Genomic DNA, 11747 nt, shown 5'->3' with positions numbered 1-11747 from the left:
GAAGTAGAGCCGGATTGTATTGCGTCCGTTACGTGTTTAACCAAGTGTGGACGACGCATGCCGAAGTTTTTATTCGAATTGGTAATAAGCAAATAAAGATACGTCTCCCCAACAGGTTTATGCTTCAATTTTGGCCTGTTTTTCGAGTTCTTCATGTTTTTTCGTTATGTAGCCGCCAGCGTGCTGGCCTTGTCCGCTTCCCTGTCCGCCCATGCCGCGGAGCAGGCCCTGGAGATCGGCTATCTGCCCATCCTGCCGGCCGCCCAGTTGTTCGTGGGGCTGGAGTCGGGCGCCTTGCTGCCTGAAGGCGAGCCTGCGCCCAAGCTGGTGTCCTTCCAGAGCGGGCCGGCCCTGACCCAGGCGCTGATCGCCGGGCAATTGGATGTGGCGTACGTGGGCATCGGTCCCGCCCTGGTGGCCAAGGCCAAGGGCGCCGACGTCAAGGTGGTGGCTTCCAACATCGTGGAGCAGGTCAATGTGGTCGCCATCGGCGAGCTGGCGGCGTATTTCGATCCGGCCAAGCCTGTCGGCGCACCCGACTTCGCGGCGGCGGTGGCCCGCTTCACGCAGGAGAAGGGCCGCAAGCCCCTGATCGCCAGCTATCCCAAGGGCGCCGTGCCCGAGGCGGCCCTGCAGTACTGGCTGCGCAATGTGCTCAAGCTGCAGCCTGATGCCGTGGAACTGATCTACCAGGGCGAGGCCCAGATCCAGCAGGCGCTCAGCAATCATGCCGTGGATGCCGCCGCCATCCTGGAACCCACGGTCAGCCAGATCCTGAAGCGCCAGTCCGATGCCAAGGTGCTGGCCCGCGGAGCGGAGCTGTTTCCCAACCAGCCGGGTGCCGTCCTGCTGGTGCGCGAATCCCTGATCCAGGACAAGCCTGAACTGGTGCAGCATCTGGTCGACGCCCAGGTGCGGTCCACCGCCATGCTGCGTGATGACCCCGCCAAGGCCACGCCTTATGTGCAGAAGTACGTAGGCGGCGGGCGCCTGCCCAAGGACGTGGTGCAGGGCGCCATCGAGCGCTCCCACGACCAGTTTCAGGCCGATCCGGGCAGGATTATCGAAGCGACCCGGCAGCTGCAGGACTTCCAGGCCTCGCTGGGCACGCTGAACACCAAGCTGGATGATGTGCAAAGCCTGTTCGATACGCGCTTCTATCAGAAGGCGGTCAGCCAATGAGCATCGCCGGACAAGCCCCCGTGACGACATCCTCCGTGTCAGGGGCCGGAGCGGATGCCGCCGCCTTGTGGCAGCGCGGGCTGGAGCGGATCGTGTACGGCCTGGCCGGCCTGGCCCTATTCATCTTGATATGGCGCCTGGCCTACGTGCTGGACTGGGCGCCCAGGGGCACCTTGCCGGATCCTCTGGCCCTGCCGGCGGCCTTGCTGGCGGAGATCGAGTCCGGCCGTCTGTGGCCGGCCGCGCAGTCCAGCCTGGTGCATTATTTCTGGGGCCTGGGGCTGGGCACGGCGCTGGGCATCCTGTTCGGCCTGGCCTCGGCCACCTTGCGTCGCTTCGACCTGCTGCAGGCCTATCTGGTGCGTCTGCTGCGGCCCATCCCGCCCTTGGCCTGGGTGGTGTTCGCCATCGCCTGGTTCAAGGTCAGCCACGCCGGCGCGGCGTTCGTGATCGCCATCGGCGTGTTCTGGCTGAACTATTTCGCCACCTACAGCGCGGTGCGCTCAGTGGATCCGCGCTATTACGAGCTTGCTTCGGCCTTCGGGCATGGGTCGTATTTTGCGCGCGCCTGGACGGTGACCTTGCCGGCCATCGCGCCCGGCCTGCTCAGCGGCGTGCGCGCCGGCATCGGGCAGGCCTGGATGACGCTGATCGCCGCCGAGCTGCTGGGCGTGTCCGGCATGGGCCAGGAAATGAACGCCGCGGCCGGCGTCGGCGCCTATGACGCCGTGGTGGTGTACATGCTCATCATTTCCGTCGTCTACACCTTGTGCGACATGGTTTTTCTGACCTTCAACAAATGGATTCTGCAGTGGCAGCCTTGATTCAGTTCCAGGGGTTCGGCTTCCAGTACCCTGGCGCGCCGGCTCCCGTGATCCGCGATGTCAGCCTGGATGTGCAGGCGGGGCACTTCGTGGCCATCGTCGGCGGCTCGGGCGTGGGCAAAAGCACGCTGCTGCGTGCGGCCGCGGGTCTGAGCCGGCCCAGTTTCGGCCATCTGCGCTCCAGCCTGACGGACAGTCCCGGACGTCGATCCAACGCCTTCGTGTTCCAGGACAGCCGCCTGATGCCCTGGCGGCGAGTGGGGGCCAATGTGGCTTATGGCCTGGAAGGCCTGGGCCTGCCGCGGGCCGAACGCGAACGGCGCGTGGATGCGGCCCTGCGCCAGGTGGGGCTGGCCCATCTGAAGGATCGCTGGCCGCATCAATTGTCGGGCGGACAGGCTCAGCGCGTGGGCATCGCCCGAGCACTGGCGGTGCAGCCCGATCTGCTGCTCATGGACGAACCGTTTTCCGCGGTGGACGCCTTGACCCGGCAGGCGTTGCAGGACGAGCTGGTGCAGGTCTGGCAGCGCAGTTCCGCCGCCATCCTGTTCGTGACCCATGACATCGATGAGGCCGTCTTCCTGGCCGATACCGTCATCGTGCTGGGCGGCAGCCCGGCGGGCGTCAGCGCCCGCATCGACATCGATCTGCCGCGTCCGCGGGATCGGACCGCCGCCGAGTTCGCCGCCTATGTGAAAGAAGTGGGCGCAGGCTTGCAGGTCTGATCCCGGTGCACTTTTGCCGCTTTTCAGTACATACCCCAACTTGTAGCGGGTCCCGGTTCTTGGGCATCATGTAATTACTAAACAGGTTAATTAAAAACCTGGAACAACATGACCCGGAACGGGTGCGGAGACAGCTCATGAACACGTGGATGAAGCGGTATTCGATGTTGGGGGTGGCGGCAATCTGGGCGGCGACCTGCGCCGTTCCGGCACAGGCGCAGAGCGCCGCCGTCATGGACAGGCTGGCCCAGGGGGCGGCGGCCAACGGCAAGCAGATCACCTGGTACGAAAGTTCGCCCGAGGACCAGATTTCCAAGGTGCTGGCCGGGTTCAACCAGCGCTACCCGGATGTGAAGGTCCGCTACGTGCGCCTGGTCGGCGGCAATGAGCTGGCCTCCCGGGTGATCCAGGAGGAGCAGGCTTCGGGCAAGAGCGCGGACGTGTTGACCGGCGGGCCGGACCACCTGTGGCAACTGAACCACCGCGGCCTGCTCAAGGACTTGAGCGCCGAAAACCTGGATCTGCCGGCCAAGCTGCTGCCGGTGAACTATTCCGTGCCCACGACGGCCTCGGTCTATGTGGAGATCTGGAACACCCGCAAGGTCAAGGACGAGGAAGTGCCCGCGAGCTGGGACGAACTGATCAACGACAAGTGGCGCGGGCGCATCGGCAACTGGGTGCGGGCGGCGGCCTTTGCCCAATTGGCGCACACCTGGGGCGAGGAAAAGGCGGAACAGCAGTTGCGCAAGTTCGTCACGCTCAAGCCCTACCTGTTCAAGTCCACCTTCCCGCTGGCCCAGGGCGTGGCCTCCGGCGAAGTGGACATCGCCCTGGGCTTCTACCATTCCCTCCAGCCCATCCTGAAGGCCGGCGCGCCGGTCAAGTACCGCCTGCTCGACCCCACGCCCATGCACACCATCTCCACCGGCATCACCAAGTCCTCCTCCAATCCGGATGCGGCCATGCTGCTGGCCTTGTGGCTGACCACGCCGGAGGGCGCCAAGATCTACGAGGACGCGACGGCGCGGGGCAATCCCGTGGTGGAAGGCACGCAGACCCACCAGATGCTCAAGGACATGAAAGTGTCCGAATGGCCCTTCGACCAGAACGACAAGCTGGCCGAACTGAACGACAAGTTCAACGCCATCCTGGCCGAGGGCGCCAAGGTCAAGTGACCGGCGGCTGATTCCCCGTTTTTTCCAATCAGCCCGACCGCGCGCCGCCGCAGCGGCGCCGTGGGGCGGGCTGCGCCGTGCGCGGCGCAACCGACAAGGAGAAGAGCAATGGCGGTTGCAGTCGGACCTCGGGCAGGGCGGTTCAGCCTGCCTGTGCTGGCCTTGGTGTTCATCCTGGCCTATCTGGTGCTGGTGCCCCTGGGCATCTTGCTGATCAGCAGCCTGACGCCCTCGGGCCTGCCTTTCGATCCAGGCTGGACGTTGGGCAACTATTTAAGCGTCTACGGCGATCCGGCCTTCTGGCGCATGGTGTGGGTCACGGTGCAGTTCGCCGTGGGCTCCATGGCCGGCGCCATGGTTCTGGGCATCGCGCTGGCCTGGGTGGTGGAACGCACCGACCTGCCCGGCAAGCGCGGGCTGCGCATCTTCCTGGCCCTGCCCATGGCCATCCCGCCGTTCCTGCTGGCCATAGGCTGGATTTTGCTGCTGAGCCCGCGCATTGGCTTCTTGAACACTTTGCTGCAGGATTGGACCGGGATCGAGGGCATGGGCTTCGACATCTACACCCTGGGCGGCATGATCTTCGTGCAGTCCTTGTCGCTGGTGCCTTCCACCTTCCTGATCCTGTGCCCGGCGTTCCGCAACATGGATCCCAGCCTGGAGGAGGCCGCCATGACGGCGGGGGCGGGGCGCTACCTGCTGTTCCGGCGCATCTTCCTGCCGCTGCTGGCGCCCTCCCTGCTGGCGGCGGCTATCTTCATGCTGATGGTGGGCTTCCTGGTCTTCGACGTGCCCGGCACGCTGGGCATGCCGGTAAACATCTTCGTGCTGTCCAGCCGCATCGTCTACCTGGCCACGGACAGTGCCGGCGGCATGTCGGCCTATCACGTGATCAGCACCATCGCCGTGTTCTTCCTGCTCATCCTGCTGTTGCAGGCCATGGTCTATCACCGCCTGACGCGCAATGCGAACCGTTTCGTCACCGTGACGGGCAAGAACTTCCGGCCTCGCCTGCTGCCCTTGGGGCGGTGGAAGTGGCCTGTCCTGGCCTTGATCATGCTGTATTTCTTCCTGGCCACCATCCTGCCGTTGGGCATCCTCTTGTGGACCAGCCTGATGCCCTGGCTGATGCCGCCGTCCATGGAGGCCGTGGGCCTGATCAACTGGAGCAACCACCTGGCCTTCTTCACCAATCCCCTGACGCTAGGCGCCCTGGCCAATTCGCTGATCATAGGCGTGGTCGCGGCCACCGCGGTGGCGCTGTTCTCGGTGCTGATCTCCTGGGTCGTGGTGCGGCGCGGCGGCAAGAGCGCCAAGGTCGTGGACTTCCTGGCTTTCCTGCCCATCGCCATTCCGGGCACCATGATCGGCGTGGCCTTGATCTACGTCTACCTGAACCTGTCCTTCCTGAACATCTACGGCAGCATCTGGATCATCGCCATCGCTTACGTCACCACCTACATTCCCTTCGGCACGCGCAGCACCAACGGCGTGATGATGCAGCTGCACCGCGAACTGGAAGAGGCCGCGCGCGCTTCGGGCGCGTCCTGGCTGCGCGTGATGCGCCGGGTGGTGCTGCCGCTGACCTTGCCGGCGGTCATGGGCGTGTGGATCTGGGTGATCGCCCATTGCATACGCGAGCTGTCCTCGGCGCTGCTGCTGCAGGGGGGCGGCAACCAGACCCTGCCCGTGGTGCTGTGGAATTTCTGGGTCGGCGGCGAGCCGAACAAGGCGGCGGCCGTGGGCCTGTGGCTGGTGGTGCTGATGTTCGTGACCATGCTGGTCTGGCAGATGTGGGGCTCGCGCGGCTCCGCGAACAAGCGATAAGAGGGTAGTCATGTTGTCGATTTCGGATTTGCAAGTGCATTACGCCACCGAGCACGGCCTGGTGGAGGCGGTGAAATCCATCAGCCTGGAGATTCGCGAAGGCGAGTTCTGCACCTTTCTGGGGCCCAGCGGCTGCGGCAAGACGACCACGCTGCGGTGCATCGCCGGGCTGGAGGAGCCCACGCGCGGCCGCATCGCGCTGGGCGGGCAGGACATCTTCAATGATGCGGGCGGCGTCAACGTGCCCACCCACAAGCGGGACCTGGGCATGGTGTTCCAGTCCTATGCCATCTGGCCGCACATGACGGTGTTCGAGAACGTGGCCTTTCCGCTGGAGACGGCCGGCGTGCCTCGCGCGCAGCGCAGCGAGCAGGTGCTGTCGGCCCTGAAGATGGTGGGCCTGGGCGACTTCGCCCAGCGCTCGGCCACGCAGCTGTCGGGCGGGCAGCAGCAGCGCGTGGCTCTGGCGCGCGCCATCGTGCGCAACGGCAAGGTGCTGCTGCTCGACGAGCCGCTGTCCAACCTGGATGCCAAGCTGCGCGAACAGATGCGCGATGAACTGCGCGACCTGCAAAAGACCCTGAAGACCACCACCATCTTCGTGACCCATGACCAGGACGAGGCGCTGGCGATGTCGGACCGCATCGTGGTCATGGAAAAAGGGCGCATCGTGGAGCAGGGCACGCCCATGGACCTGTACCTGAAGCCGCGCCGGCATTTCACGGCGCAGTTCATCGGCAAGGCGGACGTGTTCGCCTGCGCGTCCGTCCAGCCCGACGGCGGCTTCGCGGCCGTGGACACGCCCCTGGGCCGCATCCGCGCCAGCGATCCTCACGGCCTGGGCGAACGGGCGGGCTTTTTGATGATACGTCCCGAATCGGTGGAGATCCTGCCCGAGTCGGCCCAGGGCCAGAACCTGGTGCCGGCGGCCGTCAGCCACAAGGTGTTCGTGGGCGACCGCACGCATTACAGCTTCGTGAGCGACTGTCAGCAACGCCTGTCCGCCGTGGCTTCGGCCTACCTGGACCTGCCGGTGGGCCGGGCCGTGAAGCTGTCCCTGCATCCGGAGCGCTGCGTGCTGCTGGAGCGCGAAGCGGCGCCGGCCGCCTGAACCCCGACAAGACCAGACACAAGGAGAAGACATGAACCAGGCTTTGCAGTTGAAACCCTACAACCAGGCCCTGCAGGTGCCGTACCGCTGGTCCAAGGGCACCCAGTACGTGCGCCGCGGCTTTCTGGTGCGCGCCGAGATCGACGGCCACGTGGGCTGGGGCGAGGCCGCCCTGCCGCCGCACGTCATCTATGACGGCTGGAGCTTCGCCGCCCACTGCGCGGCGCTCCTGCATGGACTGGACGCGGCGGACGAAGGCTTCTTCCACGAACTGGCCTTGCGGGAAGTATCGCCGCGCGTGCGCTGCGGCCTGGCTTCGGCCGTGCTGTCGGCCCGGGCCAGCGCCCAGGGCGTTTCGCTGGCGCAATACCTGGCGGGCGATGCCCGGCCGGCGGCGCGCGTGCCGGTGAATGACCTGATCGGCGATGCGGAGCCGGCCGCCTGCGTCGAGCGGGCGCGGGCCGCGCTGGAGCGCGGGCAGGACACGGTCAAGGTCAAGTGCACGGCCGAGCGCGCCCTGGACCTGGAGCGGGTGGCGGCCATACGCAGCGCCTTTCCCGCGCTGCGCATGCGCCTGGACCCCAACGAGTCCTGGGAGCTGGACTGGGCCCTGGAGCATATCCAGGCCATGGAGCGTTTCGACATCGACTACATCGAAGAGCCCTTGCCGCGCGGCACGGATCTGACGACGTATGCGCAGTTCGCCCGCCGCACTTCCATTCCCCTGGCGCTGGACGACTCCATACGCTCGCCTTTCCATGCCCTGCGCGCCATCGAGATGCAGGCCGCCAAGGTGCTGATCCTGAAGGCGCCGCGGGTGGGCGGGCCGGATGTGGCCGCCCAGATCATCGCGCAGGCGCGCGAGGCTGGCATGCGCTGCGTGGTCACGGCCAGCCTGGAGACGTCCATAGGGCTGCATGTGGCGCTGCATGCGGCCGCCTTGCTGGCCCAGCCGATCGAACCCTGCGGCATGGGCACGGCGCGGTTCTTCAGCAACGATGTGGCGGTGCCGCCGGCCATCGTCGACGGCTATATGACCGTGCCCCGGCAGCCGGGCCTGGGCGTGGATCTGCAGCCCTGGTGGGACGCCAACTGAGCCGGACGCGGGCGGATTTACTCCGCCTGCGCTAATAAGTTAACAGGTTAATTAAATTCTGCTACGATGAGGACATGAACCGCACGGCGGGAAGGGGGCTCAGCGCGCCTGGATGCGCTCGATCATGACATCCACGTTGTCATAGAGCGCGCGCAGCAGTTCCGGCCCGATGGCCTGCTCCAGGTCCTGGTAGATGGCCTCGATCCGCGGGCTCAGGCCGGCCACGGTGTGGCGGCCCTGCTCGCTCAGGCTGATGACCTGGCGGCGCAGGTCGTCCGGGTCGGCGCAGCGCTGGATCAGGTTCGCCTGTTCCAGCACCCGCAGCATGCGGGTCAGGCTGGGAGCCAGGATCTGGGCCTGCTGGGCCAGGGTGGCGGCGTCCAGGGAGTCGACGTCGTAGAGGGTGCGCAGGACGCGCCATTGCTGTTCGCTGATGCCTGCTTCGCTCAGAACAGGGCGGAACCGCTGCATCAGCACTTCCCGGGCGGACAGGAACAGATGGGGCAGGTTGCGATGTTTGAATGGGGTTGGCATGAAGTCAGGCTGACCGAGATAAAAAGGATTAGGTGATGGATTCTAAAGTGATTGAACAGATTGCGGCACAACTGGACGCCAGCGAGCAGTCCCGGCAGCAGATCCGCCAGGTGTCGCTGCAGCATCCCGACATGACCATGGATGACGCCTATGCCATCCAGCATGCCTGGGTCAGCCGCAAGGTGGCCGCAGGCCGCGTGGTGCGCGGCCACAAGGTGGGCCTGACCTCGCGCGCCATGCAGCTGGCCTCCAACATCAACGAGCCGGACTTCGGCGTGCTGCTGGACGATATGTTCTACACCGACGGCGCGGCCCTGCCCATGGAACGCTTCATTGTGCCACGGGTGGAAGTCGAGCTGGCCTTCGTCCTGGGAACGGATCTGAAGGGCCCAGGCGTGACGCTGATGGACGTGCTGCGCGCCACCGAATACGTGGTGCCCGCTCTGGAAATCATCGATGCGCGCTTCCATCAGGTGGATCCCGAGACCAAGGTCACCCGCAAGGTGCTGGACACCATTTCCGACAACGCCGCCAATGCGGCCGTGGTCACGGGCGGGCGTCCGGTGAAAGTGGATGAGGTGGACCTGCGCTGGGTGGGCGCCGGCCTGGTGCGCAACGGCGTCATCGAGGAGACCGGCCTGGCCCTGGGCGTGCTGAACCACCCCGGCAACGGCGTGGTCTGGCTGGCCAACAAGCTCGGGTCGCTGGGCGTGGCCCTGCGCGCAGGGCAGGTGATCCTGTCGGGCTCCTTCACGCGGCCCGTGTTCGCCCAGAAGGGCGATGTATTTTGCGCAGACTACGGCACACTGGGTACCATTAACTGTCGCTTTGAATGATTGCCACAGGAAAGGATGAGACATGAAACACCCCGTTAACGCGTTCAAGCAGGCCTTGCGCCAGGGTCGAGCCCAGATCGGACTGTGGCAGGGATTGGCCAGCCCCTATACGGCGGACTTGTGCGCCGGGCTGGGCTATGACTGGCTGCTGCTCGATGGCGAGCACGTGCCCAATAACGTGCAGACCCTGCTGGCGCAGCTGCAGGCCGTGGCGGCGCATCCGGTTGCGCCGGTGGTGCGCCCGAGCTGGAACGATCCGGTGCAGTTGAAGATGCTGCTGGACATCGGCGCGCAGAACCTGTTGATTCCCATGGTGCAGAATGCGCAAGAGGCCAGGGACGCCGTGGCGGCCGTGCGCTATCCGCCCCAGGGCATCCGCGGCGTGGGCACGGCCCTGGCGCGTGCGGCCCGCTGGGGCGGAACGCAGGATTACCTGGCGCGCGCGAACGAGGAAATCTGCGTGCTGTGCCAGGTGGAAACAGCGCAGGCGCTGGCCAATCTGGATGACATCCTGGCGGTGGACGGCGTGGACGGCGTGTTCATCGGCCCGGCCGACCTGGCCGCCAGCATGGGGTATCTGACCCAGCCCGGACATCCGGAGGTGCGCGCCGCCATCGAGGATGCCATCGTGCGCATCCGCAAGGCCGGCAAGGCGCCGGGCATCCTGCAGTCGGACGTGGCCACCGCCCGTCATTATCTGGAGCTGGGCGCGCAGTTCGTGGCCGTGGGCGTGGACGCCGTGCTGTTGCGCCGCGCCGCTACCGACCTGCTGGCGCAGTTTCGCGACGACGTGAGCAGTGCGCCCGTGCAGGCCGGCGCGGCCTATTAACGTCTATACAGGAGACAAGAATGGAACAATTGCAGCGCAAGGACCTGTTTCGCCAACAGTGTTTCGTGAATGGCCAGTGGCAGGATGCCGATTCCGGCAAGACCCTGGAAGTCCAGAATCCGGCCACCGGCAAAGGGCTGGGCACCGTGCCGCGCATGGGCGCGGCCGAGACCCGCCGGGCCATCGAATCCGCCCGCCAGGCCTGGGCCGGCTGGCGCGCCAAAACGGCCCAGCAGCGCAGCGTGATCCTGCGCCGCTGGTTCGAGCTGATGATGACGCACCAGGATGACCTGGCCGTGCTGATGACCCTGGAGCAGGGCAAGCCGCTGGCCGAGGCCAAGGGCGAGATCGCCTATGCGGCGTCCTATTTCGAGTGGTATGCGGAAGAAGGCAAGCGCGCCTATGGCGACGTCATTCCCGCCGCCTCGGGCGCCCAGCGCATCGTAGTGGTCAAGGAGCCCATCGGGGTGTGCGCGGCCATCACGCCGTGGAACTTCCCTTCGTCCATGATCACCCGCAAGGCGGGCGCGGCCCTGGCGGCCGGCTGCCCCATCGTGGTCAAGCCCGCCAGCCAGACGCCGTATTCGGCCCTGGCGCTGGCCGTGCTGGCGCAGGAAGCGGGCGTGCCCGACGGCGTGTTCTCCGTCATCACCGGCAGCGCCTCGGAAATCGGCGGCGAGATGACCGGCAACCCGGACGTGCGCAAGGTCAGCTTCACCGGCTCGACCGAAGTGGGCCGTACCCTGATGGCGCAAAGCGCGGAGCAGATCAAGAAGGTGTCGCTGGAGCTGGGCGGCAATGCGCCTTTCATCGTGTTCGACGATGCGGACCTGGATGCCGCCGTGGAGGGCGCCATCGCCAGCAAGTATCGCAACATGGGCCAGACCTGCGTGTGCACCAATCGTTTCTATGTGCACGAAAAAGTGTATGACGCTTTTGCGCAGAAGCTGGTGGCGGCCGTGGAAAAGCTCAAGGTCGGCAACGGCCTGGAGGAGGGCGTCACCCAGGGGCCGCTGATCGACCAGGCCGCCGTGGACAAGGTCAGCGAGCACGTGGCCGACGCCCTGAAGCTGGGCGGCCGCGTGCTGACCGGCGGCAAGCAGCCCGAGCTGGGCGGGCAGTATTACCTGCCCACGGTGGTGGCGGACGCCACGCCCGCCATGAAAGTGGCGCAGGAAGAGACTTTCGGCCCCATGGCCCCGCTGTTCCGCTTCAGCAGCGACGCGGACGTCATCGCCCAGGCCAACGACACCATCTTCGGCCTGGCCGCTTATTTCTACAGCCGCGACATCGGCCGCGTCTGGCGCGTGGCCGAGGCTCTGGAATATGGCATGGTGGGCATCAACACCGGCCTGATCTCCAATGCCGCCGCTCCCTTTGGCGGAGTCAAGCAGTCGGGCATGGGCCGCGAAGGCTCGTTCTACGGCCTGGATGACTACATGGTCGTGAAGTATCTGTGCATGGGCGGCGTCTGAGCCGTTCCCTGCGCCTGCGCGGTCCGCTTGCGGTCCGCCTCCAAGCCCGGCTGCGCGCCGGGCTTTTTTTCGTCCAGCCTCTTTGCGCCCGGGACGATGCCGCGGCGTTCCGGACAAGGGGCTATTCCGGTCA

General features: G+C 66.0%; 11 protein-coding genes. 10 read left to right on the top strand and 1 reads right to left on the bottom strand.

What is annotated here, in order from left to right; all coding sequences use genetic code 11:
- The first annotated feature begins 153 nt into the window (after positions 1-153).
- The 7 genes from ACF3ND_RS16010 to ACF3ND_RS15980 all read left to right on the top strand — a co-directional run bounded on the left by ACF3ND_RS16010 (position 154) and on the right by ACF3ND_RS15980 (position 7940).
- Entirely contained in the window at positions 154-1182 is a 1029-nt protein-coding gene (locus ACF3ND_RS16010) for an ABC transporter substrate-binding protein (RefSeq protein ID WP_394062205.1), read from the top strand.
- Between the two features lie 89 nt (positions 1183-1271).
- Entirely contained in the window at positions 1272-2006 is a 735-nt protein-coding gene (locus ACF3ND_RS16005) for an ABC transporter permease (protein ID WP_394065855.1), read from the top strand.
- The gene (locus tag ACF3ND_RS16000; RefSeq protein WP_394062203.1) at positions 1994-2731 is read left to right on the top strand and encodes an ABC transporter ATP-binding protein; all 738 of its coding nucleotides are present in this window, start codon (positions 1994-1996) and stop codon (positions 2729-2731) included. Before ACF3ND_RS16005 ends, ACF3ND_RS16000 begins: the two co-directional genes overlap by 13 nt.
- A gap of 137 nt (positions 2732-2868) precedes the next feature.
- The gene (locus tag ACF3ND_RS15995) at positions 2869-3906 is read left to right on the top strand and encodes an ABC transporter substrate-binding protein (protein ID WP_394062201.1); all 1038 of its coding nucleotides are present in this window, start codon (positions 2869-2871) and stop codon (positions 3904-3906) included.
- Between the two features lie 108 nt (positions 3907-4014).
- Positions 4015-5733 carry an ABC transporter permease gene (locus ACF3ND_RS15990; protein WP_394062199.1) on the top strand — a complete coding sequence of 573 codons (1719 nt, stop codon included), beginning with the start codon at positions 4015-4017 and terminating at the stop codon, positions 5731-5733.
- A 10-nt stretch (positions 5734-5743) separates the two neighbouring features.
- On the top strand, positions 5744-6844 hold the full coding sequence (locus tag ACF3ND_RS15985) for an ABC transporter ATP-binding protein (protein ID WP_394062197.1): 1101 nt from the start codon (positions 5744-5746) through the stop codon (positions 6842-6844).
- A 31-nt stretch (positions 6845-6875) separates the two neighbouring features.
- Positions 6876-7940 (top strand): mandelate racemase/muconate lactonizing enzyme family protein, encoded by a 1065-nt coding sequence (locus ACF3ND_RS15980; RefSeq protein WP_394062195.1) that lies wholly within the window; start codon positions 6876-6878, stop codon positions 7938-7940.
- Positions 7941-8039: 99 nt separating this feature from the next.
- On the opposite strand, the gene hpaR is transcribed toward ACF3ND_RS15980, so the two are convergent.
- Positions 8040-8474 (bottom strand): homoprotocatechuate degradation operon regulator HpaR, encoded by a 435-nt coding sequence (gene hpaR / locus ACF3ND_RS15975; RefSeq protein ID WP_394062193.1) that lies wholly within the window; start codon positions 8472-8474, stop codon positions 8040-8042.
- 32 nt (positions 8475-8506) lie between these two features.
- Here hpaR and hpaH point away from each other — a divergent pair, with 32 nt between their 5' ends.
- From hpaH to gabD, 3 genes are read left to right on the top strand one after another with little or no spacing between them, the layout of a single operon-like run.
- Positions 8507-9310, top strand: a complete 804-nt coding sequence (hpaH, locus tag ACF3ND_RS15970; RefSeq protein WP_394062191.1) for a 2-oxo-hept-4-ene-1,7-dioate hydratase — start codon at positions 8507-8509, stop codon at positions 9308-9310.
- Positions 9311-9332: 22 nt separating this feature from the next.
- Entirely contained in the window at positions 9333-10139 is an 807-nt protein-coding gene (gene hpaI, locus ACF3ND_RS15965) for a 4-hydroxy-2-oxoheptanedioate aldolase (RefSeq protein WP_394062189.1), read from the top strand.
- Positions 10140-10159: 20 nt separating this feature from the next.
- Positions 10160-11614: an NADP-dependent succinate-semialdehyde dehydrogenase gene (gabD, locus tag ACF3ND_RS15960; protein WP_394062187.1), complete on the top strand. Its 1455-nt coding sequence runs from the start codon at positions 10160-10162 to the stop codon at positions 11612-11614.
- Positions 11615-11747 lie beyond the last annotated feature (133 nt).

Source organism: Alcaligenes sp. WGS1538 (assembly GCF_043187505.1).
GTDB lineage: Bacteria > Pseudomonadota > Gammaproteobacteria > Burkholderiales > Burkholderiaceae_B > Alcaligenes.
Note: the sequence above shows the minus strand (reverse complement) of the source record. Positions and strands in the feature narration are given on the sequence as shown.

Excerpts from the sequence above, each read along its gene's own strand:
- gabD (WP_394062187.1), top strand. The coding sequence starts at position 10,160 with ATGGAACAATTGCAGCGCAAGGACCTGTTTCGCCAACAGTGTTTCGTG.
- ACF3ND_RS15980 (WP_394062195.1), top strand. The coding sequence starts at position 6,876 with ATGAACCAGGCTTTGCAGTTGAAACCCTACAACCAGGCCCTGCAGGTG.
- hpaR (WP_394062193.1), bottom strand. The coding sequence starts at position 8,474 with ATGCCAACCCCATTCAAACATCGCAACCTGCCCCATCTGTTCCTGTCC.
- hpaI (WP_394062189.1), top strand. The coding sequence starts at position 9,333 with ATGAAACACCCCGTTAACGCGTTCAAGCAGGCCTTGCGCCAGGGTCGA.
- ACF3ND_RS16010 (WP_394062205.1), top strand. The coding sequence starts at position 154 with ATGTTTTTTCGTTATGTAGCCGCCAGCGTGCTGGCCTTGTCCGCTTCC.
- ACF3ND_RS15990 (WP_394062199.1), top strand. The coding sequence starts at position 4,015 with ATGGCGGTTGCAGTCGGACCTCGGGCAGGGCGGTTCAGCCTGCCTGTG.
- ACF3ND_RS15985 (WP_394062197.1), top strand. The coding sequence starts at position 5,744 with ATGTTGTCGATTTCGGATTTGCAAGTGCATTACGCCACCGAGCACGGC.
- ACF3ND_RS15995 (WP_394062201.1), top strand. The coding sequence starts at position 2,869 with ATGAACACGTGGATGAAGCGGTATTCGATGTTGGGGGTGGCGGCAATC.